At 66.4% G+C, this 22,763-nt stretch carries 21 protein-coding genes and 1 pseudogene; 9 read left to right on the top strand and 13 right to left on the bottom strand.

What is annotated here, in order from left to right; genetic code table 11:
- Positions 1–171 precede the first annotated feature (171 nt).
- Positions 172–867: an endonuclease NucS gene (nucS, locus tag AB4Y63_RS01815; RefSeq protein ID WP_441789332.1), complete on the bottom strand. Its 696-nt coding sequence runs from the start codon at positions 865–867 to the stop codon at positions 172–174.
- A gap of 70 nt (positions 868–937) precedes the next feature.
- Positions 938–2,308 (bottom strand): MFS transporter, encoded by a 1,371-nt coding sequence (locus AB4Y63_RS01820; RefSeq protein ID WP_441789333.1) that lies wholly within the window; start codon positions 2,306–2,308, stop codon positions 938–940.
- Between the two features lie 199 nt (positions 2,309–2,507).
- Here AB4Y63_RS01820 and AB4Y63_RS01825 point away from each other — a divergent pair, with 199 nt between their 5' ends.
- Positions 2,508–3,569, top strand: coding sequence for a LacI family DNA-binding transcriptional regulator (locus AB4Y63_RS01825; protein WP_441789334.1), 1,062 nt, complete (start codon positions 2,508–2,510; stop codon positions 3,567–3,569).
- 38 nt (positions 3,570–3,607) lie between these two features.
- A pseudogene (locus AB4Y63_RS01830) lies at positions 3,608–3,766 on the top strand (dihydrofolate reductase family protein); the annotation flags it as partial.
- A 146-nt stretch (positions 3,767–3,912) separates the two neighbouring features.
- On the opposite strand, the gene AB4Y63_RS01835 reads toward AB4Y63_RS01830, so the two are convergent.
- The 4 genes from AB4Y63_RS01835 to AB4Y63_RS01850 form a co-directional block, all read right to left on the bottom strand.
- Entirely contained in the window at positions 3,913–4,344 is a 432-nt protein-coding gene (locus AB4Y63_RS01835; RefSeq protein WP_441789646.1) for a hypothetical protein, read from the bottom strand.
- Positions 4,341–5,543, bottom strand: coding sequence for a serine/threonine-protein kinase (locus AB4Y63_RS01840; RefSeq protein WP_441789335.1), 1,203 nt, complete (start codon positions 5,541–5,543; stop codon positions 4,341–4,343). Before AB4Y63_RS01840 ends, AB4Y63_RS01835 begins: the two co-directional genes overlap by 4 nt.
- 236 nt (positions 5,544–5,779) lie before the next feature.
- Entirely contained in the window at positions 5,780–7,090 is a 1,311-nt protein-coding gene (locus AB4Y63_RS01845; RefSeq protein ID WP_441789336.1) for an MATE family efflux transporter, read from the bottom strand.
- A 161-nt stretch (positions 7,091–7,251) separates the two neighbouring features.
- On the bottom strand, positions 7,252–7,647 hold the full coding sequence (locus AB4Y63_RS01850) for a YccF domain-containing protein (protein ID WP_441789337.1): 396 nt from the start codon (positions 7,645–7,647) through the stop codon (positions 7,252–7,254).
- A 133-nt stretch (positions 7,648–7,780) separates the two neighbouring features.
- Between AB4Y63_RS01850 and AB4Y63_RS01855 the strand changes: the two genes are divergently transcribed.
- From AB4Y63_RS01855 to AB4Y63_RS01870, 4 genes are all read left to right on the top strand, one after another.
- A complete protein-coding gene (locus AB4Y63_RS01855; protein ID WP_441789633.1) occupies positions 7,781–9,124 on the top strand; it encodes a TrkH family potassium uptake protein in 1,344 nt (447 codons plus the stop codon).
- On the top strand, positions 9,117–9,815 hold the full coding sequence (locus AB4Y63_RS01860) for a potassium channel family protein (protein ID WP_441789338.1): 699 nt from the start codon (positions 9,117–9,119) through the stop codon (positions 9,813–9,815). Before AB4Y63_RS01855 ends, AB4Y63_RS01860 begins: the two co-directional genes overlap by 8 nt.
- A gap of 80 nt (positions 9,816–9,895) precedes the next feature.
- On the top strand, positions 9,896–11,860 hold the full coding sequence (locus AB4Y63_RS01865; RefSeq protein WP_441789339.1) for a M13 family metallopeptidase: 1,965 nt from the start codon (positions 9,896–9,898) through the stop codon (positions 11,858–11,860).
- 105 nt (positions 11,861–11,965) lie between these two features.
- Positions 11,966–12,874: a serine hydrolase gene (locus AB4Y63_RS01870; protein ID WP_441789340.1), complete on the top strand. Its 909-nt coding sequence runs from the start codon at positions 11,966–11,968 to the stop codon at positions 12,872–12,874.
- 83 nt (positions 12,875–12,957) lie between these two features.
- Here the strand turns inward: AB4Y63_RS01870 and AB4Y63_RS01875 are convergent, their stop codons facing one another.
- Positions 12,958–13,401 carry an NUDIX hydrolase gene (locus tag AB4Y63_RS01875; RefSeq protein ID WP_441789341.1) on the bottom strand — a complete coding sequence of 148 codons (444 nt, stop codon included), beginning with the start codon at positions 13,399–13,401 and terminating at the stop codon, positions 12,958–12,960.
- A 138-nt stretch (positions 13,402–13,539) separates the two neighbouring features.
- Between AB4Y63_RS01875 and AB4Y63_RS01880 the strand changes: the two genes are divergently transcribed.
- The gene (locus AB4Y63_RS01880; protein WP_441789342.1) at positions 13,540–14,925 is read left to right on the top strand and encodes a glycine--tRNA ligase; all 1,386 of its coding nucleotides are present in this window, start codon (positions 13,540–13,542) and stop codon (positions 14,923–14,925) included.
- Between the two features lie 88 nt (positions 14,926–15,013).
- On the opposite strand, the gene AB4Y63_RS01885 is transcribed toward AB4Y63_RS01880, so the two are convergent.
- From AB4Y63_RS01885 to hisC, 4 genes are all read right to left on the bottom strand, one after another.
- Positions 15,014–15,805 carry an ABC transporter ATP-binding protein gene (locus AB4Y63_RS01885; RefSeq protein WP_441789343.1) on the bottom strand — a complete coding sequence of 264 codons (792 nt, stop codon included), beginning with the start codon at positions 15,803–15,805 and terminating at the stop codon, positions 15,014–15,016.
- Between the two features lie 9 nt (positions 15,806–15,814).
- Positions 15,815–16,714 carry an ABC transporter permease gene (locus AB4Y63_RS01890; RefSeq protein WP_441789344.1) on the bottom strand — a complete coding sequence of 300 codons (900 nt, stop codon included), beginning with the start codon at positions 16,712–16,714 and terminating at the stop codon, positions 15,815–15,817.
- 30 nt (positions 16,715–16,744) lie between these two features.
- Positions 16,745–17,755, bottom strand: a complete 1,011-nt coding sequence (locus tag AB4Y63_RS01895; protein ID WP_441789345.1) for an ABC transporter substrate-binding protein — start codon at positions 17,753–17,755, stop codon at positions 16,745–16,747.
- A 125-nt stretch (positions 17,756–17,880) separates the two neighbouring features.
- On the bottom strand, positions 17,881–18,933 hold the full coding sequence (gene hisC / locus AB4Y63_RS01900) for a histidinol-phosphate transaminase (RefSeq protein WP_441789346.1): 1,053 nt from the start codon (positions 18,931–18,933) through the stop codon (positions 17,881–17,883).
- 170 nt (positions 18,934–19,103) lie between these two features.
- Here hisC and AB4Y63_RS01905 point away from each other — a divergent pair, with 170 nt between their 5' ends.
- Positions 19,104–19,622, top strand: a complete 519-nt coding sequence (locus tag AB4Y63_RS01905; RefSeq protein WP_441789347.1) for an Lrp/AsnC family transcriptional regulator — start codon at positions 19,104–19,106, stop codon at positions 19,620–19,622.
- A gap of 3 nt (positions 19,623–19,625) precedes the next feature.
- On the opposite strand, the gene AB4Y63_RS01910 is transcribed toward AB4Y63_RS01905, so the two are convergent.
- A complete protein-coding gene (locus AB4Y63_RS01910; RefSeq protein WP_441789348.1) occupies positions 19,626–20,237 on the bottom strand; it encodes a GNAT family N-acetyltransferase in 612 nt (203 codons plus the stop codon).
- A 97-nt stretch (positions 20,238–20,334) separates the two neighbouring features.
- On the opposite strand from AB4Y63_RS01910, the gene AB4Y63_RS01915 reads away from it, so the two are divergent.
- Positions 20,335–21,414 carry an alanine racemase gene (locus AB4Y63_RS01915; RefSeq protein ID WP_441789349.1) on the top strand — a complete coding sequence of 360 codons (1,080 nt, stop codon included), beginning with the start codon at positions 20,335–20,337 and terminating at the stop codon, positions 21,412–21,414.
- On the opposite strand, the gene AB4Y63_RS01920 is transcribed toward AB4Y63_RS01915, so the two are convergent.
- On the bottom strand, positions 21,411–22,760 hold the full coding sequence (locus tag AB4Y63_RS01920; RefSeq protein WP_441789350.1) for a glutamyl-tRNA reductase: 1,350 nt from the start codon (positions 22,758–22,760) through the stop codon (positions 21,411–21,413). The genes AB4Y63_RS01915 and AB4Y63_RS01920 overlap by 4 nt on opposite strands.
- Positions 22,761–22,763: the final 3 nt, after the last annotated feature.

Here is a 22,763-nt window from a genome sequence, read left to right on the forward strand (position 1 = left end):
CCTACGTCGCCAAACGCACCCAAGAAGGCAAGACCCCCGAGAAGATCCTGCGCTGCCTCAAGCGCTACATCGCACGCTCACTCTTCAGGAAACTCAACGCGAACGCCACTTGACACGACCCATAGAAGCGTCGACAGGCTCGATCACCGAGGGCGCTCGATCGCCCGGTCGTTAGAAAAGTCGGGTTTGCGTGTCGTCCAGGCCGCGCATGGCGTCATAGTCGAGCAACAGGCAGCGGATGCCGCGATCCTCGGCCAGCTTCCTGGCCTGCGGCTTGATCTCCTGGGCGGCGAAAACACCGGTGACCGGCGCGATGTGAGGGTCGCGGTTCATCAGCTCGAGGTAGCGGGTGAGCTGCTCGACGCCGTCGATGTCGCCGCGCCGCTTGAGTTCGACGGCGACGGACTTGCCCGAGGCATCCTGAGCCAGGATGTCGACCGGGCCGATCGCCGTCATGTACTCGCGGCGCACCAGGGTGTGGCCCTCGCCGAGCAGGTGGATGTGTTCGGCCAGGAGCTTCTGCAGCTGCGACTCGACGCCGTCCTTGATCAGGCCGGGGTCGATGCCGAGTTCGTGCGCCGAATCGTGGAGCACCTCGTAGAGGTTCACCGTGAGTTCGTCGGCGGTCTTGGCGTGGGTGACCTTCCAGATGGCGGTGATGCCGGCATCCGTCTGGTCATCTTCGGGCTGAACCTCGGCCAGGGAGCAGGGCGGGCTCATCCAGTTGAGGGGCTTGTAGGAGCCGCCATCGGAGTGGATGAGCAGGCTGCCATCGGCTTTGAGCATGAGCAGGCGGGTGGCCAACGGCAGGTGCGCGTTGAGACGCCCGGCGTAGTCGACGGAACACTGGGCTATTACGAGACGCACCCGAAGAGCTTAACCGCTTCGGATGGGAATCGCGTGCGCGGGCGGGCCCCGCACGGACTCGCCGACCTCGTTACTTCTTGGCGCGCGCACCCACCCGCTCGCGCACGGCCGGCGCGGCCAGGCCGGCGAGCACCATGAGCACCAGGATCAGGTAGAGGGCGTTCAGGATGCCGACGGCTTCGCCGAGCAGTCCGATCACCGGCGGGCCGACGAGAAACGCGGTGTAGCCGATGATGGCGACGGCGCTCACACGGGCCGCGGCGTGCTTCTGGTCATCCGCCGCGGCCGACATGCCGACCGGGAAGCCGAGCGAGGCGCCGATTCCCCAGAGCACGGTGCCGACGTAGAGCATCCAGTCGGTCGGGGCGAGGATGAAGAGCAGCAGTCCGACGACGCCCATCACGGCGCAGACGCGCAGTACGAGCACACGCCCGAAGCGGTCGATCACGGGGCCGCCAATCACGCGACCGGTCGTCATTGCAACCGCGAACACCCCGAAGACCAGTGCGCCGCTCGTCTTGCTCAGATCGTGGCCATCGACGGCGGCCAGGGCGATCCAGTCGTTGGCCGACCCCTCGGCAAAGGACATGCCGAGCATGACGACACCGATCAAGATGAGGCGCATGTCGGCCCAGACCGCCAGGCCTTCGCGGAGTCTCTCGCGCCAGGCCGGAGCCTTCGAGACGGTCGTGTCCGTCGCATCCGTCGCGCCGGTCGTCGTGGGCACGTCACCGAGTTCTGGCCGCATCGGAATGAAGCGCACCGAGACGATCGCCCCCACCATGACGAGAACGGCCATGCCGATCAGGTGCCCGGCGACGTCAACGCCGAGAGCGGATGCGCCGGCGCCGATCAGCGCGCCGACCACGGTGCCTAGGCTGAAGCAGGCGTGCATCAGGGGCATCAGGGTCTTGCCGATCTCACGTTCGACGGAGGCGGCCTCGACGTTCATCATCACGTCGACCGAGCCCATGCCGAAGCCGACCAGGGCGAGCCCGACGAAGGCGATTGGGAAGGAGGCGACCAGGCCTGCTCCCAATCCGACGGCGACGAGGCCGACCGCGGTGATCGCGAAGCTCGTGATCATGGCTCGGCGGGCGCCGAAGCGGGCGAGCATCCAGGTGGCGCAGATCAGGCCGATGACCGAGCCGGCGGACAGGCCGAATATCAGGATGCCGACTGCGGCGGTGTTGAGGCCGAGGCCGTCACGTACGGCCGGAACCCGCGACACCCAACTCGCCACACAGAGCCCGCTGAGCAGGAAGACGACGAAGACGGCGTTGCGCCACCGGAGCAGGGCGCGCCGGGACAGGGCCGCGGCGGCCGGGGAGTCTGGGGAGTCGGTCGAGGCGAGGGTGCTTGCGCTCGGATCGCGGGGAGCACCGTCGTTGGTCGACCTCGACGAGGCGGCCTTGCCGGGGGCGGGGGTGGACTGCGACATGGTGAGATTCCTGAGCTGTGGAGCGAGCGGGGGTCGTGCGGGTGATCGAACCGAAGCGAGACGATCGACGGCTGGGCCGCGGGGTGGGCATCCATTCACGGCACGTGGCCGGCACGTGACAGAATGAATTGTCGAATCGATTCGATCGAATCGATTCGACTAAGCTATCGCGAAACGCGCACCACTCGCAAGGACTCCCATGCCCTCTGACTCATCCGCCCGGCCCACTCTGGCCGCCGTCGCCCGGCTGGCCGGTGTGTCGTCGTCGACGGCATCGCTCGCGTTCAGCGGCTCCGGCCCGGTGTCCGACGCGACCAAGGCCCGCGTGCTGGCCGCCGCCGCCGAGCTGGACTATGCCGGTCCTGACCCGCGTGCCCAGTCACTGCGCCGCGGCCGCTCCGGAATCGTCGGGGTCGTGCTCGAGGAACGGGTGCGCGCCGCGTTTCTCGATCCCGTGAAGATTCAGATGCTCGACGGCCTCTCCGAGGGAATCGCACCGCTCGGCGCCGGCCTCCTGCTGCTGACCGACACGGGCGACGGCGCCGTCAGCGTCGGAAGTGCGCCGGTCGACGCCGTGGCGCTGATCGGCTGCAGCCCGCGGCTCGCGCACACGGTCGACGTGTTGCGCCAACGCGGAATCCCGATGGTGGCCATTGAGGGCGATGCCGGTGACGACGTGATCCTGATTTCAATCGACAACGAGGATGCCACCCGTCGCGGGGCCGAACATCTCTTCGCACTCGGTCACCGCGCAGTCTCGCTGGTGACCCTGCCACTCGACCCCGATCGCAGCCGCGGTCCATTGACACCGGAGCGCGAGGCCGCGAGCACGTCGGCGACGACGAGCGAGCGCATCGCAGGCGCCAGGGCCGTGTTCCCAGGAATCGGCGGAGTGACCGCCGCGGCGAGCGATGTCGAAGAAGGCCGGCTCGCCGGGCTGGCGCTGCTCGGCGACCGGCACACCCGCCCGACCGCCGTGATCGCGCAGAGCGATCTGCTGGCCGCCGGTGTGATCCGGGCGGCCGAAGAGCTCGGACTGCGTGTTCCTCAGGATGTCAGCGTGCTCGGCTTCGACGGCGTGCGGGTCGATGGCCTCGCGCCCTACGATCTGACGACGCTCGTGCAGCCCTCGGCGGCCAAGGGGCGTGCCGCCGGTGAGGCTCTCGTGCAGATGTTGGCCGGCGGGCATCCGCAGGACACCTGCTTCAGCAGTGTCTTCCATGCCGGTAACACCACGGCGCCGCCGCCCGCGGGGGATTGAGGCAGTCACGTCGATCAACTCATCGATGGTGTCGCGCCGTGCGGCGGAGAGCAGCGCTCGACCGCGCCCGCGAGGTCGCCGGAGAGCAAGACGTCCGCATCGCGGGCGGCGGAGAGACGATTGTGGAGTATCTCAATGCCGGCTTGATCGACGAGTTCCATATCGCGCTGTCGCCCGTGCTGTTCGGCTCTGGAATCCGCTTGTTCGAGGTGTGGACGCGGGCCGAGTGGCTCTTGACTTGGTTCGCGCAGAGCCCTCGCCGAGAACGACGCAGCTGCGTTACACGGTGCATCTGCGGTAAGCGCGGACTCTCCAGACCGGCACCGCCACCAGAGGGTGGACGCTATTTGTTCTTGCCGTTGCCTTTGCTGTCCTTGTCGCCTTTGTTCCCTTTGTTTCCCTTGTCTTCGCGAGTCGCGGGTTCCGGTTCGGGCGCAGTGGTCGCTGGCACGGCGGTCTCGGGCGTGGTGAGTTCGTTCAGGTCGGCGCGCACCTGGTCGACCGCCTGCTGGATGGCGGCGGCTCGTTCGGTGGAGATGTCGCCCGTGGCGGTTGCTTGATCCAGTTGGCTCTGCAGGGAGTCGAGGGTGGCGAGTGCGCCGGTGGGGTCGCTGGCTGCCGCCTGATTCGCTGCGGCCACGACGGTCGACTGCATGAGTACGCTGGTGCCGGAAGTGATCTCCGGCGGGCTCCCGGTGCATCCTCCGAGACCGAGACCGAGACCGAGCGCAAGCGCCGTCGCCGTCGCCGTCGCGGCGAATCGTGCGCGCGTCATGGGGTGACTTCTTCCATCAGGTCCTGCATGTGGGTGTAGACGGGGCCTTCCAGCGTTGGCAAGGCGGGAGCACCAGCGGGTGTTGACTCTCCGAACGACGAGATCAGCAGCCCGACGACGACGGCGACCACGACGAGAGCGACGACCGCGGCGATCACCTGCCACCGGCGTATCCGTGAGCGCGGTCTGGAGCCATCGGGAGCAGCGGGGGCCGAGTCGTCGGCTGGTTTCTCGAACCGGATCGTCGGCTGGGTCAGGTCACTCTCTGGCATCTTTAACGTGCGGGTGGGCGCCGCCTCGGCTGAAATGGGAACCGTGATGCCCGCTGTGGCGGGCGGCGTGCTGGTCATCTCGGGAGAGTCATGTGGCGTCGGGTCGTTCAGCCGTGTGGCGGCGACGACGACCTCAAGAGCGGTGGGTCGTTGTGCGGGGTCCCTGGAGGTTGTCGCGGTCAACAGTGTTTTCCACGCATACCCGAGGGTGCCGGGGATGTCCGGGTCGCGGCTCAGCCGGGCGAGAGCGGCCTCGTGGATGCCCGTCTGCGGAAACGCGCGTGTGCCGGTGAGCGCTTCGACCAGAACCAGCCCGAGGGCATAGATATCTGAGGCGGGCGCCGGCTCCTCACCCTGCACCTGCTCCGGGCTCAGGTACGCCGCGGTCCCGACAAGGGTTCCCGGGGTTGTCAGGCGCGTGGAGTCGATCAGGTAGGCGATCCCGAAGTCAGCGAGCTTCGCCCGGTATACCTCTCCGGGAACGGGTGAGCGGCGAAGCAGCACGTTGGAGGGTTTGATGTCGCGGTGCACGACGCCGGCATCGTGCACGACATGCAGCGCCTCCGCGAGATCTCGTGCCATCGCCGCGACGTCCTTGGGTGCCAGCGGCCCGTCCGAGATCCGCTCGCGGAGCGTGGGACCTTCGACATACTCCATCACGAGATAGTTCGCCCGCCCCGCCCCCGTCTGCGCTTCGAAGAGAGTCACCAACGACGGATGGTTCAGTGCAGCAAGAAGTCGGGTCTCCGACGTGGTCCGTGCGGCATCCATGGCGGATTCGCGGAAGATCTTCACCGCGACCGTACGGCCCAGGGTCTCGTCGCGGGCACGGTAGACGACGCCCATCCCCCCTTCTCCGATGCGGGAGTCGAGGAGGTAGCGGCCATCGAGGAGATCGCCGGTCGTCGGCGAGTTCTCAGGCGGCATTCCAGAGATCGTCACGACATTCAGACCGTCGCCGCGAAGGCCGCGGTCGCTCCGATTGAACGGAGCGCGACAGCTGTTCCGAATCCCAAGATGTCCTCTCCGGGGGCGAACGACTCACCTCCGTCGGACACACGCGGATGAAAATCGGTTGATGATCAGTGCCCGGACGTGCCGTCTGCATTCATGTCTATCATCATTGAGTCCGTCGCGATTCGCGCAGTGATGCGCGCGCGGAGTCAGCGTCGCGCGCCGACGACCATCCAGCGCGACCCGTGAGCCCGCAGACCGAGTGTGAGTGCGCGGGCGCCGAGGTAGCCGAACACGAACGCTGCCATCAGCAGCGCGAGGCCGAGCGCCCCGGGCGGTGCCCAGGCTCGCACCAGTAGCGCAAGGGGCACGAAGGCGGCGAAGTTCAGGATGCCGGTGAGCGCGAGATACCGGGCGTCGCCGGCCCCGATCAGCACGCCGTCGAGCACGAACACGAGCCCGCAGAGGGGCACAGAGAGTCCCAACACGATCAGGGTCGGCGGGAGTAGTGCCGCAACCTCCGCCGAACTCGTGAACAGAGAGCCGAGGATGCCGCTCACGGCGATCACCACCAGGCCGAGCACCGCGCCGCCCGCGATTCCCCATTCGAGGCAGCGGCGCAGCACCGCACGCACGCTGTGCACATCGCCGGCGCCGAGGTCGCGCCCGACGAGCGCCTGGGCCGCGATTGCCAGCGCGTCGAGGGCGAACGCGAGGGTGGCGAAGAGCGTCATCGCGATCTGAAAGGCGGCCAGATCGGCCGAGCCGAGACCGGTCGCCGTGAACACGGCGAGCAGCATCGCCGCGCGAAGGCTCACCGTACGCAGGAACAGCCAGCCGCCCGACGCGGCGCCGAGCAGCATTCCGGCGCGATGCGGACGCAGGCTCGCGCCGTCGCGCCGGGCGTGCTTCACGACGACGGCGAGATAGACGAGCACCATTGCCCACTGCGCGACAACGGTGCCGAGCGCCGAGCCGGCGATGCCGAGCCCGAGGACATAGATGAACAGAAAGTTGAGCACGATGTTCGCCGCGAAACCGAAACCGGCTACATAGAGCGGCGTGCGCGTGTCTTGCAGGCCGCGCAGCAGACCGGTCGCCGCGAACACCAGCAGCATGGCCGGGATGCCGAACATCGAGATCGACAGGTAGCTGGCGGCATCCGCGGTGACTGCCTCACTCGCGCCGAATGCGCCGACCAGCAGGGGAGTCGTGAACCAGCCGACGACGCCGAGCAGCACGCCGAGGCCGAGGGCGAGCCAGAGCCCGTCGATGCCGACCGAGACGGCTCGGCGCCGATTGCCCGCGCCGAGCCAGCGAGCCACGGCCGGTGTTGTCGTGTACGCGAGAAAGACCATCAGTCCGATGATCGTCTGCAACACCGCGCTGGCCAGGCCGAGGCCGGCGAGCGGTGTCTCACCCAGGTGGCCGACCATCGCCGAGTCGGCGAGCAAGAAGAGGGGCTCGGCGATCAAGGCGCCGAGCGCGGGGACGGCAAGGCGCAGGATCTCACGATCCATGGGGGCGCGGCGGAGAAGTTTGATGCTTCGATCCTACGAGCCGCTGGATGTGCTGCAGCGACGTGCAGCAGAAGACGCAAGTGTCAGCAGATGACGCACATTCTGTGCGTCTTGCGGTGACAGCTGCGCAATCGTTGCGTCATGTGCTGACACCGAGCGCGCTAGACCATCACCGCGCGCGGGTCGTTGACGTCGACGATCTCCTTGCCGAGGGGCATCAGCGCGATCGGCACCATCTTGAAGTTGGCGATGCCGAGCGGAATCCCAATGATCGTGATGCAGAGCGCGATGCCGCTCAGGATGTGCTCGATCGCGATCCAGATGCCGGCCACGATCACCCAGATCACGTTGCCGAGAAACGAGAAGACCCCGGCATCGGGGCGGCTGACCACACGACGCCCGAACGGCCAGAGGGCATAGAAGCCGATGCGGAACGACGCGATCCCGAACGGAATCGTGATGATCAGGATGCAGCAGATGATTCCCGCGAGCATGTAGCTGAGAAAGAGCCAGAAGCCCGAGAGCACCAACCAGATGACGTTCAGAACGGTGTTCATTGTGTGTCCATCCAAGCACAGCCCACAGGGAAACCCAGTGGCGGTCACTAGAGTGATCGGCGTGATAAAAGACGCCGGTGCCCGCGGAACACGCGACAGCACCCGGATTCGGTCACGCCGCCGCCCCGGCGGGGTGCCGAACTGGCTGGCTGGCTGGCGCCCGCATCCGGCCCAGGCCGTCGTCGGCGGTTTCGCCCTCGCCGTCCTGATCGGAACAGTGCTGCTCCTGTTGCCGATCTCAACGACCGGTCCGGGCGGCGCCAGCTTCATCGAGGCACTGTTCACCGCTACCTCGGCCGTCTGCGTGACCGGACTCGCCGTGGTCGACACACTCACCTACTGGACGCCGTTCGGTCATGTCGTCATTCTGTTGCTCATCCAGGTCGGCGGACTCGGCATCATGATCTTCGCGTCGTTGATCGGTCTCGTGCTCGCGCGCAAACTCTCGATCCGCGGTCGGATCACTGCGGCGGCCGAAGCCAAGAGTGTGGGACTCGACGATGTGCGCGGGCTCGTGCGCGGCATCCTGCGCATCACCTTCACGATCGAGCTCGTGGTCTTTCTGCTGCTCACCCCACGGTTCTGGCTCGGTTACGGCGAAGACTTCGGCTACGCCGTCTGGCTCGGGCTCTTCCACTCGGTGTCGGCGTTCAACAACGCCGGCTTCGCCCTGTTCAGCGACAATCTGATGGGATTCGCCACCGACCCGTTCATCTCCCTGCCGATTGCCGGGGCGATCATCCTCGGCGGCATCGGATTTCCGGTGATCATGCAGCTGCGCAAGGAATTCAGGAAGCCGCTGCACTGGTCGATGAACACCAAGATCATGCTCGTCGGCACCGGTCTGCTGCTCGCCGGCGGCACCGTGTACATCCTCGTGATCGAGTGGACCAACCCCGGAACGCTCGGACCGATGGATGCCGGTGGCAAGGTGCTTGCCGCCTTCTTCCAATCGGTGCAGACCCGTACGGCGGGCTTCAACAGCATTGACATCGGCCAGATGCACTCGGCCAGCTGGCTCGGCATGGACGTTCTCATGTTCATCGGTGGCGGCCCGGCCGGAACCGCGGGCGGTATCAAGGTGACAACGTTCGCCGTGTTGTTCTTCATCATGGTCACCGAGCTGCGCGGGCAGTCGGCGGTGAACATCTTCGGCAAGCGGCTGTCGCGCGCCGTGCACCGACAGGCCATCACGATCGTGCTTCTGGCGGTCGCCCTCGTCATGGCGGCCACCGTCGTGTTGATGCTGATGACCGATCTCGATCTCGACAAGATCCTGTTCGAGGTGGTCAGCGCCTTCGGCACCGTCGGGCTGTCGACCGGCATCACCCCCACCCTGCCGGCGGCGGCGCAGGTCGTGCTCGTGCTGCTGATGTTCATCGGACGCCTCGGTCCGCTCACGCTCGGCACCGCCATCGCGCTCAAACAGCGCCCGCTGCTCTACGAATACCCCAAGGAAAGGCCGGTCATTGGTTAAGTTTGGTTTTTTCAATGAGGAACGGTCGAGTCGCATTGCCGAGGCCGACTCGGTCGCCGTGATCGGGCTCGGCCGATTCGGAGCCTCGCTTGCCCTCGAGCTCATGGCGTCGGGCACCGAGGTCCTCGGCATCGATGCCGACGAAGAGATCGTGCAAGGCCTGAACGGCAAGCTCACCCAGGTGGTGCGGGCCGATTCGACGCGCGAAGAGGTGTTGCGCCAGCTGGCCGTGCACGAGTTCGACCGCGTGGTCGTCTCGATCGGCAGCGACATTCAGGCCAGCATCCTGACCACCTCCCTGCTCATCCGGTTCGGCATCCCGGTGATCTGGGCCAAGGCGGTGAGCGATCCGCACGGTCAGATTCTTGAGCAGCTCGGTGTGAAGCATGTGATCTACCCCGAGAAGGATATGGGTCGGCGGGTGGCTCACCTCGTGCGCGGCGCCGCCCAGGACTACGTCGAAATCGATGCGAATTACGCCATGGTCAAAATGGAGCCGAACTCGGCGGTGCTCGGCAAGCGCCTGGGCGACACCGGCGTGCGGGCGCAGTACGGCGTGACGATCACCGCGTTCAAACGCGGCGACGCCGAATGGGTGAACGCCGACACCGACACGGTGCTGCACCTCGGCGACACCATCCTGGTGGCGGGCCCGACGGCCCGGGCCGAGGAATTCGCGCAACTGCGCTGAGCCGGTGGTTGAGGAGCGCCCGACGGAGTCGCTCGCTCCTCAACCACCGAAAATGGTCGTGCGCCGAATAGGGTGGAGGCATGACTGACGCTCCCCTCGCATCCGGTATCGACAGAGCAGAACTCGACCCGGCGGTTCGCCCGCAAGACGACCTCTTCAGGCACGTCAACGGCAAATGGATCGCCCGCACCGAGATCCCGTCCGACAAGGCGAGGTGGGGGTCGTTCTACCTGCTGGCCGAGGGCGCCGAGAAGGCGGTGCAGGAGATCATCCTCGAGGCACAGAACGCCGAACCGGGCACCGAAGAGCGCAAATTCGGCGACCTCTATGCCAGCTTCATCGACGAAGCCCGCATCGAAGCACTCGGTGCCACGCCGCTCGCAGCCGACCTCGCGACCGTCGACACGATCACGTCGATCCCCAGCTTCGTCAGCACTCTCGGCCAGCTCGAACGGGCCGGCGTGCCCGGTGCCTTCCAGCTCTACGTCGACAACGACCCGGGCAACCCGGAGCGCTACCTCGTCTTCGTCGAGCAGGGCGGCCTCGGCCTACCCGACGAGTCCTACTTCCGCGACGAGAAATTCGCCGAAGTACGCACGGCCTACCTGACATTCATCGAGCGGATGTTCACCCTCGCGGGGGTCGCCGACGCCGCGGAACGCGCTCAGCGCGTTTTCGATCTCGAGACCGCGCTTGCCGGGCACCACTGGGACAACGTGACCACCCGCGACAGCGAGAAGACCTACAACCTGCGCGACTGGGACCAGGTGTCGGCACTCGCCGCCGGCGCCGACCTCGACCTCTGGCTCACCGGCCTCGACGCCCCCACCGGGTCCTTCACCGAGGTCGTCGTGCGCGAGCCGAGCTTCGTCGCCGGATTGGCCGAGTTGCTGACCGAGCCCCGCCTGGAATCCTGGCAGGACTGGCTGCGCTGGCAAGTCATCCGCTCGTCGGCCGCCTACCTGTCGAGCGACTTCGTCGAGACGAACTTCGACTTCTACGGCCGCACCCTCACCGGCACCCCGCAGATCCGTGACCGGTGGAAGCGCGGCGTCTCGCTCGTCGAGGGCGCACTCGGCGAGGCCGTCGGCCGCATCTACGTCGACCGGCACTTCAAGTCCAGTGCCAAGGCCAGCATGGATGTGCTGGTCGACTACCTCGTCGAGGCCTACCGCGAGAGCATCACCACGCTCGATTGGATGACCGCAGAAACGCGCGAGCGCGCACTCGACAAGCTCGACAAGTTCACGCCGAAGATCGGTTTCCCGGTGAAGTGGCGCGACTACTCGACGCTGTCGATCGACGCCGACAATCTCATCGCAAATGTGCGTGCGGCGAGCGAGTTCGAGTTCCAGCGCGAACTCGGCAAGATCGGCAAGCCGCTCGACCGCGACGAGTGGTTCATGACCCCGCAGACGATCAACGCCTATTACAACCCCGGCTTCAACGAGATCGTCTTTCCCGCCGCGATCCTGCAGGCGCCGTTCTTCGACGAGGCTCGGGATGCCGCGGCCAACTACGGCGCGATCGGCGCAGTGATCGGGCACGAGATCGGGCACGGCTTCGACGACCAAGGCTCGAAGTATGACGGCGACGGACGCCTCACCGACTGGTGGACCGAAGCCGACCGGGCCGCATTCGAGGAGCGCACCGCCTCCCTGATCGCGCAGTTCGACGCGCTTGAGCCGAAGCAGGTTCCGGGCAACCACGTCAACGGCGCTCTCACCATTGGCGAGAACATCGGCGACCTCGGCGGTCTCTCGATCGCGTGGAAGGCCTACCTGCTCTCGCTCGGAGGCGAGGAGCCTCCGGTGATCGACGGCTTCACCGGCGCCGAGCGCTTTTTCCTCTCCTGGGCGCAGGCCTGGCAGATGAAGATGCGCGACGAAGAGGCCGTGCGCCTGCTCGCCATCGACCCGCACTCGCCGAACGAGTTCCGTTGCAACCAGATCGTCCGCAACATCGACGACTTCTACGCGGCGTTCGGAGTCGTCGAGCAGGACGAGCTCTGGCTCGATCCGGCCGAGCGCGTCACCATCTGGTAGCTCGCGCGCTCACGCCCCCGCCCACCCACCCATTCCGTGTGTCGGGGGCGTGAGTTAGTGTGTTCGCGGGGGACTTGCCGCCCGAACGACAAAAGGACCGCCGACATGGCCACGCCAGCCCAAGAATCTGCACGCCGCTCTCGGCACGCGGACGAGCGCCGGGGCAAGCACCAGGGCGCGGATGCCCACGATAATTTTGCGCGCGGATTCCAGGCGCTCGGCGAGCTGGCTCTGAACGGCGTGCAGGTGTCTGCGCGGGCGACCGACCTGGTGTCGGGGCGCGAACTGTTCTCGATCGACGACCACGTCGTCATGCCGAGCGCCGGAATCGGCACCATTCTGCTGCTCGTCGAGGTCGCCGCGAAGCTGCGCGACGCCGACTTCGGAATGTACACACTGCTCGACCGCACCGCGGCCGACTCGGTCGGTGGCTCGGGGGTCTGGCAGCACCTGCAGGCACCGTCGCTACCGGTCGCCGATCTCGCCGCCCTGGTCGGGGCATCCAATGACAACCTGGCGACTAATGTTCTGATTCGCGCGGTCGGCCTTGAAGCCGTGCGCGATCGCGCCGAGTCGCTCGGTCTGACCCGCTCGGCCCTGCTCGATCTTGTGCGCGACAAACGCGGACCCGACGACGCCCCGCACCTCTCGGTCGGATGCGCGAGAGAACTCACCTGGTTGCTCACCGCCCTCGCGCGCGGCGAAGTCGTCGACGCCGAGGCGAGCGAACGGGTGCTCGGCTGGCTCTCGCTGAACTCCGACCTGTCGATGGTGGCGAGTGCGTTCGGCCTCGATCCGCACGCTCACCGCACCGGCGACCACGGGCTTCTGCTGGTCAACAAGACCGGCGCGGATGCCGGGGTGCGCAGCGAGATCGGCATCCTGCGCGGGCCGCGGGCGGGCGTGACCTATGCGGTCTCACTGACGTACGCCGACACGGGCGTGATCTCCCGGCTGGCCGTGCTCGACGGGATGCGGCAGGTCGGGCTCGATCTGCTGGAGTACGTGCACTGACCGATCGGTGATTGAGCCTGTCGAAATCACGTGACCTGGTCTCTCAAGCCGGTCACCGGGTCTCGACAGGCTCGACCAACGGATTAGTCGATCAGGTTCTGCTCCGCGAGCAAGCGCAACACCTCGCCACCGGCCGGTGGGCAGCGGAACAGGTCGGCCGTACTCGCCCAGTGCAGGGCGCTGACCTCCGCCGACGGCCGCGGCTCGGCATCCGTCTCTGCGGCAAAAACCTGCATGCGCACCAAACGCCCGTCGGGTTCGCCGTGCGCCTGAATCACCACGGTGAACATCTCGGTCAAGGCAGCGGGATCGAGCTGGAGTTCGACCTCCTCCCACGCCTCGCGCGCCGCTCCCTCCGCCGCGCTCTCGCCGGCGTCGATCTTGCCGCCCGGCATGTAGATCACGTCGCGTCCGCGCGCGGTCACCATCAGCACTCGGCGGTCACGGATGAGCGCGATCGCCGCGACCAGGATGTCGGGCAGCGAACCGCCGGTCCGTGGAGTAGCGGGGCTGGGCGTTGAAGTCATTCCACCATTCAAGCGGATTCACCGGCGCCGCCGAGCTCGCCAGCCCGCGGGCGCTGACCAGCGGGCACTCAGGCGGATCGCTAAACTGGCCTGATCCCTGTTTCTGGCTTTAGCCACCTCTCGACCATTGGAGCCACCGTGGCCGCACCCTCCCGTCTCGATTCCGTCATTGCCCTCGCCCGCCACCGCGGGTTTGTCTTCCAGGCTGGTGAAATCTATGGGGGCTCGCGTTCAGCGTGGGACTACGGACCCCTCGGCGTCGAGCTCAAAGAGAACATCAAGAAGCAGTGGTGGCGCTTCATGGTCACCTCGCGCGACGACGTCGTCGGACTGGATTCCTCGGTCATTCTGCCGCGCAAGGTCTGGGAGGCATCCGGCCACGTCGAGGTCTTCAGCGACCCGCTCGTCGAGTGCACCAGCTGCCACAAGCGTTTTCGTGCAGACCACCTGATCGAAGAGTTCGAAGAGAAGAAGGGCCGCACGCCCGAGAACGGCCTCGACGACCTGCCTTGCCCGAACTGCGGAAACCGTCACATCTGGACCGAGCCGCGCGCCTTCTCCGGCCTGCTCAAGACCTTCCTCGGCCCGGTCGATGACGAAGCCGGCATGCACTACCTGCGCCCCGAAACCGCCCAGGGCATCTTCGTGAACTTCGCCAACGTGCTGCAGGCCTCGCGCCAGAAGCCGCCGTTCGGAATCGGCCAGATCGGCAAGAGCTTCCGCAACGAGATCACCCCCGGGAACTTCATCTTCCGCACCCGCGAGTTCGAGCAGATGGAGATGGAATTCTTTGTCGAGCCCGGCACCGACGAGACCTGGCACGAGTACTGGCTCGAGCAGCGCATGGGCTGGTACACCAGCCTTGGCATCAACCCCGAGAACCTGCGCTTCTACGACCACCCGGCCGAGAAGCTCTCGCACTACTCCAAGCGCACCGTCGACATCGAATACCGCTTCGGCTTCCCGGGCAGCGAGTTCGGCGAGCTCGAAGGCGTGGCGAACCGCACCGACTTCGACCTCAAGACGCACTCCGAGGCATCCGGAAAAGACCTCTCCTACTTCGACCAGACGAAGAACGAGCGCTGGATTCCCTACGTGATCGAGCCCGCAGCCGGCCTCACCCGCTCGCTGATGGCCTTCCTCGTAGACGCTTACGACGAAGAAGAAGTGCCGAACGCGAAGGGCGGCGTCGACAAGCGCACCGTGCTGCGCCTCGACCCGCGCCTGGCTCCGGTCAAGGTAGCCATCCTGCCGCTGTCCCGCAACGAGGCCCTCTCGCCGATGGCCCGCGAGCTCGCGGCCAGCCTGCGCGAGTCGTGGAACGTCGATTTCGACGACGCCGGGGCGATCGGTCGCCGCTACCGTCGCCAGGACGAGATCGGCACCCCGTTCTGTGTCACCGTCGACTTCGACTCGCTTGAAGACCAGGCCGTCACCGTGCGAGACCGCGACACCATGAAGCAGGAGCGCGTGCCGCTCGCCGACCTCTACGCCTTCCTGGCCGAGCGGCTGCGCGGCGCGTAACCGCTAGCTCCACCAAAAACGGATGCCGACCTGCGATCAGCAGGTCGGCATCCGTTTTCGGTGATTGAGCTTGTCGAAATCCCGTCCGCTACACCAACAGCGTGCGGTCGTCGAGCGTCGCGCCCTTGATCTTCTCGAACTCGGCGAGCAGGTCCTTCACCGTCAAGGTGCGCTTCAGCGCCTCGTCGGCGTCGAAGATGATGTGACCGTCGTGCATCATGATCAGGCGGTTGCCCACCCGCAGCGCCTGCTCCATGTTGTGCGTGACCATCAGGGTGGTCAGCCGGTCCTTCTCCACGATGCTCTGCGTGAGCCGCGTCACGAGCTCGGCCCGCTGCGGGTCGAGAGCCGCCGTGTGCTCGTCGAGCAGCAGGATGCGCGGCTGCGTGAACGTCGCCATGAGCAGCGAGAGCGCCTGGCGCTGGCCGCCCGAGAGCAGTCCGACCTTCGCCTTCAGACGTTGTTCGAGGCCAAGCTCCAGCGCGAGCAGCTCGGTCGCAAAGTGCTCGCGCTTCTTCTTTGTCACGGCCTGGGCGAGGCCGCGGGGGCGGCCACGACGCCAGGCGATGGCCAGGTTCTGCTCGATCGTGAGATCGGGCGAGGTGCCGGCCATCGGGTCTTGGAAGACGCGTCCGATGTAGGCGGCCCGAGCGAAGTCACGCAGCTTGTTGACGTACTTGCCGTCAATCGAGATGTCGCCGGTCTCGGGGGTGAGCTTGCCGGCAATGGCGTTCAGCAGCGTCGACTTGCCGGCTCCGTTGCTGCCGATCACCGTGACGAAGTCGCCGGGCGCCAGGTGCAGGGAGACGTCGTTCAGCGCGATGCGCTCGTTGACGGTGCCGGGGAAGAAGGTCTTGGTGATGTGTTCGATCTTCAGCATGACGTTCCCCTAACTCGCCCGCACGGCTGCGGTCGTTCGCAGTTGGCGCAGGCTCGGTATCTTCTTCAGGAATCCCCAGCGCGGCAGCAGCAGCGCGGCGATGACGAGCACAGCCGAGATGAGCTTCATGTCGTTCGGGTTCAGGCCGACGCTCAGCGCGAAGAAGATCACCAGGCGGTAGATGACGGCGCCGAGGATGACGGCGATCGTCGAGATGAAGATCGTGCGGCTGCCGAACACGGCCTGGCCGACGATGACCGACGCCAGACCGATCAGGATGAGGCCGATGCCCATGCCGACATCCGCGAAGCCCTGGTACTGGGCGACGAGGGCGCCGCAGAGCGCGACCAGCGCGTTCGAGATGCAGAGCGTGAGGATCGTGGTGCGGTCGGTGTTCACACCGAAACTGCGGATCATCTGCTCGTTGTTGCCGGTGGCCTGAATCGAGAGACCGAGGTCGGTGTGCAGAAACCAGTCGATCAGCAGTTTGATCGCCACGGCGATGCCGGCGAAGATCAGGATGCCGGACACGGTGCCGAGCATGTTCGCCTCGCGCAGCGGGGTCATCAGGGTGTCTTCACGCAACAGCGGAAGATTCGATTTGCCCATGATCCGCAGGTTGATCGAGTACAGCGCGATCATCGTCAGGATGCCGGCCAGCAGGCCGTCGATCTTGCCCTTGGTGAAGAGGAGACCGGTGACCGCCCCCGCAGCAGCACCCGCTGCGGCACCCGCGAGGGTGGCCCAGATCGGGGAGATGCCGTCAATGATGAGTTTGGCTGCGACGGCCGCACCAGTCGTGAAACTTCCGTCAACGGTGAGGTCGGGAAAGTTGAGAATCTTGAACGTCAGGTAGACGCCCAGAGCCATAGTTGCGTAAAGCAGGCCGAGTTCGACCGCCGCAGTCATGTTCTTATCCTTCGTTTCTGACGCGGGCCGCTAGTCGATGACCTTGTCGGCCTTGTCGAGAACCGCTGCCGGGATGGTGACGCCCATGCGCTCCGCCGCCCCGGTGTTGATGATCAGCGAGATCTTGTCGAGGGTCTCGACGGGCATGGTCGCGGGGTCGGCGCCGTCCTTGAGGATGCGCACGGCCATCAGGCCGGTCTGGAAGCCCAGGTCGGTGTAGTCGATGCCGTACGTGGCGATAGCGCCGCTTTCGACCTGTCCGCCTTCAGCACCGAACAGCGGGATCTGCTTCGCCTCGGCGAACTGGATGACCGACCCGATGCCCTCGGTGACCTTGTTGTCGGTCGGGATATAGATGGCATCGACGTCGCCGAGCGACTCCGCAGCCTGGCTGACCTCGCTGGCGACCGTGACCGTCGCCTCCTTGATGGTCAGGCCCAACTTCTTGGCGGCATCCTTGGCCAGCTCGACCTGCACGTCGGAGTTGACTTCGCCCGAGCTGTAGATGATGCCGACGGTCTTCGCGTCGGGCAGAACATCCTTGATCAGCTGAAGCTGTTCCTTGACCGGGTTCAGGTCGCTCGTGCCGGTGATGTTGGCGCCCGGGGCGTCCCATTCGGCGACGAGGCCGGCTTCCTTCGGCTCGGTGACCGCGGTGAAGAGAACCGGGATGTCGGTGATCGTCTGCGCTGCCGCCTGAGCGGTCGGGGTGGCGATGGCGAGCACCAGGTCGACGTTGTCGTCCTTGAACTTGCCGGCGATCGTCGACGCGGTCGCCTGGTCGCCCTGAGCGTTCTGCTCGTCGTAGGTCACGTCGGTTCCCTCGACGTAGCCGGCCTCGGTGAGGGCCTTCTTGAAGCCGACCAGGGTGGCGTCGAGGGCCGGGTGCGCCACGATCTGGGTGACGCCGATCGTGATCATCTTCTTGGAGCCGGCATCGCCGTCTCCCGAGCCGGTCTCGGCGGTGCTGGCGCAGCCGGCGAGGGTGAGGGCGCTCACGGCGAGCAGACCCAGGGCGGGCAGCAGTTTGCGTCGGTTCATGGTGCGGGATTCTCCTTTGAATACGGTGCAGGGTGGTACGGATGCAGGATGTTCACATGCAGGGAAATACCGAGCGGGCCGCAGGCGCGGCGCTGTTCGGTCAGGGCGGCTCGACCGGGGTCGAACTACCAAGCTTGAGAGGCGGCCTGAAGGAATCGGTCGTTCGCCTCGACGGAGCCGATGGAAACGCGAATTCCCTCGCCGCTGAAGGCGCGGGCCAGGATGCCGTTGGCCACGAACACCGCGTTGACCCGATCGGTCTCGTCGCCGGTGCGGAGCCAGACGAAGTTCGCGTGCGAATCGGCCACGCTCACGCCGAGCGCGCGAAGGCCGAGAAGCACACGCGCCCGCTCGGCGACGATCGTGTCGATGCGCTCGCTGAGCTCGGCTTCGGCGTTCAGTGAGGCGACGGCCGCGCGCTGTGCCAGGTCGGTGACCGCGAACGGCACCGAGACGCGGCGCAGGTTGGCGGCGACGTCGGCCGGCGCGATCGCGTAGCCGAGACGCAGACCCGCCAGCCCGTAGGCCTTCGAGAAGGTGTGCAGCACTGCGACGTTCGGGTACTGGTTGAAGAAGTCGATTCCGATGGCCGAATCCGGGTCGGTGTTGAAGTGCACGTAAGCCTCGTCGACGACGACGAGAACCTCGGCCGGCACGCGTTCCATGAAGGCATGAAGTTCGGCGGTGGTGACTGTTGCGCCGGTCGGGTTGTTCGGGTTGCAGACGAAGATCAGCCGGGTGCGTGCGGTGATCGCCGCGGCCATGGCCGGCAGGTCGTGGCGCTCGTCAGCGGTCAGCGGAACCGGAACCGGAGTGGCCCCGGCGACCTGCACCAGAATCGGGTACGCCTCGAAGGAACGCCAGGCGAAGATGACCTCGTCGCCGTCACCTGCGCTCGCGTGAATCAGCTGGGAGGCAACCTCGACCGAGCCGGCGCCGAAGGCCAGGTTGTCGGGCTGCACGTCGTACCGCTTCGCGATACGCGCGGTGACTTCCGGCGCAGCCATGCTCGGGTACAGGTGGATGTTTCCCAGCGCGTCGGCCAGACTCGCCACGACCGAGGGCAGCGGGGAGAACGGGTTCTCGTTGCTGGAAAGCTTGAAAGCGCCGGAATCGCCGGGCGCAACGCCCTGCTTGTAAGCGGGAAGATTCCCGATCGTCTCGCGTTGGAAAACCATCTGTACAACCTCTGTTAGTGGATACGCCGCTACACAGGAGTGTCAACGGCGACAATGTTGCTGATGCTAGCGAGGCTTCAGATGAGTCAGCAACTTGACTCATTTTGACCCCGCACGCTGTACTGTTTGGGGACAGTTTCTCTTGGTAAACCTTACAGATTGTTAGGGACATGTCCGAAACGAAAGCAGACGCCCTCGACTACGCGATCGTCAAGCTCTACACCGACGAGCCAAACACCAGCGTCGTGGAGGCCGCGCGGAGACTGGGTGTCGCGCGGCCGACCGTGCAGGCGCGGCTCAATCGGATGCACGAGAGCGGTGTCATCCGAAAATTCGAGCCGACGCTCGACGCGTCGGCATTCGGTTATCCGGTGACGGCGATCTGCCACGTCGAGATCGATCAAGACCTCGGGCACACCACGGCCTACGCCTGGCTGCAGCAGATTCCCGAGATCCTCGACATGTACACGACCTCGGGCGACAGCGACATCGTCGTGCGGATCGTGGCCCGGTCGAACGCCGACCTGCAGCGCGTCTTCGACACCATGATGCGCACCAAAGTGGTCAAGCGCACGCGCAGCTCGGTGGTGCTGACGACGCACTTTCAAAACCGCACGCTGCCGCTGCTCGCGATCGCGACCGCTGCACCGGTGGTCGAGCCTGTCGAGACCCGGCGACCCGGCCGCTGAACGCTACGCCTCGTCCGCCCACTCGCGATTCAGAATCGCGTAGATCGCCAGGTCGCCCCAGGCGCCCTTGAAGATCTCGCTCTCCCGAAAATAGGCCTCTTGCCGCATGCCGAGCCGCTGACAGAGGGCGACGGAGGCCGTGTTGTGCGGATCGAGGCGGGCGAACACGCGGTGCGCGCCGATCTGGGCGAAGGCGAGGTCGAGCAGCGCCCTGGCCGCCTCTGTCGCGTAGCCCTTGCGCTGATGATCGGGGTGAAAGACCCAGCCGATCTCAATCTGGGCGTTGGCGCCGCTGCCGAGAAACACACTGAGATCGCCAATCACCTGGCCGGGCTTTTCGTCGCCCGTGGCGTCGTCGGCCCGGAGTTCCACGCCCAGCACCAGCCGGTCGTTGTCGTCCTTCAGCTGGGTGAAGTGGGAGCGCTCGAGCGTGTGCGCCCGCGATTCCGCACGGTTGCGCACCGGCCAGGGCAGAAACTCAACGACCTCGGGAATCGACTGATAGGCGAAGACATCGTCGACGTCGGCCTCGGTGAGGGGGCGCAGTAGCAGGCGGTCGGTGTGGATCGGTCGCGGGGTGAACGGCAGGGTCGTCAGGCCGGTGGGGGTTGTCATCGCAGGCACCTCGCTCATTCGTCGGTGTCAGCCTACGAGACCACGCGGGTGGCCCGCATCCTTGCCCTCTGTTGCCGTCGCTGAAAGAGTTGAGTGCATGATGCACCTTCCGGCCGACGCACCAGACACCCCGTTCCTCGCCGTCGACATCGATCTGATGAGCCGCAACTTGGAACGCACGGCGACCAGCGCGGCCGAGCGCGGGATCGCCCTGCGGCCCCACGCCAAAACGCACAAGGTGATTGAAATCGGGCGGCGTCAGACTGAGCTGGGGGCTGTGGGATTGACCGTCGCGACGGTGGGGGAGGCCGAGGTGTTCGCCGCCGCCGGCTTCACCGATCTGTTTCTCGCCTACCCGGTCTGGGCCACGCCGTCTCGCTCGGCCCGGCTTCGCGCGGTGGCCGAACGCACGACGCTCACCCTCGGGGTCGATTCGATCGACGGTGTGACCGAGCTCGCGTCGGGACTCGCAGAGAGCGGCGTACGGCTGATGATCGAGGTCGACAGCGGGCATCACCGCAGCGGAGTGCAGCCGGGAGACGCCGGCGCGATCGCCACGGCGGCCGTACGCGCCGGGTTCGACGTGGCGGGGGTCTTCACCTTTCCGGGGCACGGCTACGCGCTGGAGGGGCGAGCGAAGGCCGCGCGGGAGGAAGCGGAGGCGATCGCCGGAGCCGCCGCCTCGATCGAACGCCTCGGTATCGACGTCCCGGTGCGGAGCGGCGGGTCGACCCCGACCATGGCGGATGCCGACCCGAGCGTGCTCACCGAGATGCGTCCGGGCGTCTACGTCTTCAACGACGCCCAGCAGGTCGAGCTCGGCAGCTGCTCCTTTGCCGACGTCGCGCTCACTGCACGCGCGACCGTGGTCAGCCGCTCAGGGCAGAACGCCATCATCGACGCGGGAAGCAAGGTTCTCGGCGCCGACCAGCCGCGCTGGGTCACCGGGGGCGGGCGGTTGCCCGACTACCCGGATGCCCGGATCGTCGCGCTCTCTGAGCACCACGCCACCGTCGCATTCCCGCCTGGGGAGGCTCCGCCGGTGCGCGGAACGGTGCTCAGGGTCGCCCCGAACCATGTCTGCAATGCGGTGAATCTGGCCAACGAGTTGGTGATCGTGTCGAACGAGACGGTGATCGATAGCTGGATCGTCGCCGCGCGCGGCAGAAACAACTAGAGGTCGACGGAAGACGTTTCCGGAAGAGCAACCTTGAGCCCGAACACGGCGTCGAGGCCGGCCAGGAAGGCATCCTGATCGCCGTTGCGGGCGAGTTCGCGGGAGCGCACCATCGGCTGGTGCAACAGAACTCCGACCAGATGGCGCAACGCCGCCTCGGTTTCGGCGCTGTTCTCATCGCGGCTGCGGGCCCGCGTGATCTCAGCCTCGAGAATTTCGAAGACATGACTGCGCAGCGCGACGACCGCCGGAGCGAGACTCTGTTCGCTCGTGACGGCTGTAAAGGCACGCGCCGCCTCGGTGACCAGCGCGCGGGCCTCACTCGTGGCGTTGAGCTCCTCAAGCGGTGCGTGGATGCGGATGGTCTCGAGGTCGAGCAGCGCGACGCCGGCCAGCTCGGTCACATCCGGGTCGACATTGCGGGGGAGGCCGAGGTCGATGATGAGCTGGTGGAACACGGTGTCGGCCGGTGCCGGTGACGGTGCGATCGGGCAGAGGCGCAACGGCTGATCGTCGGCGGAAGCCGCGGCCTGCCCGAGCTGCTGGCGCCCGCGGCCGAGCACCTCGGCGTCGACAACGTGGTGATCGGCCGTGGTGCACGTCACGATGAGGTCGGCCAGCGCGGCTTCCCGGGCGAAGTCGGCGGCGGCGACGGCCTCGATGCCGTGCGAGGCGGCGAACTTCGTCGCGCGGCCCGACGGCGAGTAGACGCGCACGTTCTCGGAGCCGCGATCGCGCAGTGCAGCCAACGAGGCGCCGGCATAGCGACCGGTTCCCACAAGAAGCACGCGGGCGCTTGCCCAGTCGCTCACCCGGCTCTCGGCGAGTTCGAGCGAGAGGCGCACAAGGGAACGGCCCGCTGTGCCGATGCCGGTGCGGTTCTTGACGCCGCGCGAGGTTTGGGAGGCGCGCTGAAACAGGCGCTCGAGTTCGGGGCTCGTCGTGCCGTTGGCGCGCGCCTGTTCGAGGGAGCGGCGCACCTGACCGGCGATTTCGCCCTCGCCGACGACGACTGATTCGAGTCCGCTGGTCACAGCGAAGAGGTGTTCTGCGACGCCGTTGCCGTGCACGAGGTCGAGGGTTTCGCGCAGCGTTGACGCCGTGACGCCGGTGCTCTCACTGACCGCATCGATTGCCGCGTGGATGGCCGGAATCGGCGAGACGCCGAACGGTTCGTCGAGGTCGAGGTAAGCCTCAAAACGGTTGCAGGTGGCGACGATGATCGCTCCGCTCAGCGGTCCGTGACGTTCGACCATGTTCGAGGCCGATGACCCGGCAGCGACCGACAGCTTTTCGAGCACGTCGAAGGTGGCGTTCTTGTGGCTCGCGGACAGACAGATCAGCACGAA

The organism is Leifsonia sp. YAF41 (genome assembly GCF_052113185.1).
Lineage (GTDB): Bacteria > Actinomycetota > Actinomycetes > Actinomycetales > Microbacteriaceae > Cryobacterium.

What these genes read in the sequence shown, in the direction of transcription:
- AB4Y63_RS01865 (WP_441789339.1), top strand. Translation starts at nt 9,896, where the DNA reads ATGACTGACGCTCCCCTCGCATCCGGTATCGACAGAGCAGAACTCGAC.
- AB4Y63_RS01890 (WP_441789344.1), bottom strand. Translation starts at nt 16,714, where the DNA reads ATGACTGCGGCGGTCGAACTCGGCCTGCTTTACGCAACTATGGCTCTG.
- AB4Y63_RS01870 (WP_441789340.1), top strand. Translation starts at nt 11,966, where the DNA reads ATGGCCACGCCAGCCCAAGAATCTGCACGCCGCTCTCGGCACGCGGAC.
- AB4Y63_RS01905 (WP_441789347.1), top strand. Translation starts at nt 19,104, where the DNA reads ATGTCCGAAACGAAAGCAGACGCCCTCGACTACGCGATCGTCAAGCTC.
- AB4Y63_RS01820 (WP_441789333.1), bottom strand. Translation starts at nt 2,308, where the DNA reads ATGTCGCAGTCCACCCCCGCCCCCGGCAAGGCCGCCTCGTCGAGGTCG.
- AB4Y63_RS01910 (WP_441789348.1), bottom strand. Translation starts at nt 20,237, where the DNA reads ATGACAACCCCCACCGGCCTGACGACCCTGCCGTTCACCCCGCGACCG.
- AB4Y63_RS01825 (WP_441789334.1), top strand. Translation starts at nt 2,508, where the DNA reads ATGCCCTCTGACTCATCCGCCCGGCCCACTCTGGCCGCCGTCGCCCGG.
- AB4Y63_RS01885 (WP_441789343.1), bottom strand. Translation starts at nt 15,805, where the DNA reads ATGCTGAAGATCGAACACATCACCAAGACCTTCTTCCCCGGCACCGTC.
- AB4Y63_RS01850 (WP_441789337.1), bottom strand. Translation starts at nt 7,647, where the DNA reads ATGAACACCGTTCTGAACGTCATCTGGTTGGTGCTCTCGGGCTTCTGG.
- AB4Y63_RS01840 (WP_441789335.1), bottom strand. Translation starts at nt 5,543, where the DNA reads ATGCCGCCTGAGAACTCGCCGACGACCGGCGATCTCCTCGATGGCCGC.
- hisC (WP_441789346.1), bottom strand. Translation starts at nt 18,933, where the DNA reads ATGGTTTTCCAACGCGAGACGATCGGGAATCTTCCCGCTTACAAGCAG.
- AB4Y63_RS01915 (WP_441789349.1), top strand. Translation starts at nt 20,335, where the DNA reads ATGATGCACCTTCCGGCCGACGCACCAGACACCCCGTTCCTCGCCGTC.
- AB4Y63_RS01835 (WP_441789646.1), bottom strand. Translation starts at nt 4,344, where the DNA reads ATGACGCGCGCACGATTCGCCGCGACGGCGACGGCGACGGCGCTTGCG.
- AB4Y63_RS01845 (WP_441789336.1), bottom strand. Translation starts at nt 7,090, where the DNA reads ATGGATCGTGAGATCCTGCGCCTTGCCGTCCCCGCGCTCGGCGCCTTG.
- AB4Y63_RS01895 (WP_441789345.1), bottom strand. Translation starts at nt 17,755, where the DNA reads ATGAACCGACGCAAACTGCTGCCCGCCCTGGGTCTGCTCGCCGTGAGC.
- AB4Y63_RS01875 (WP_441789341.1), bottom strand. Translation starts at nt 13,401, where the DNA reads ATGACTTCAACGCCCAGCCCCGCTACTCCACGGACCGGCGGTTCGCTG.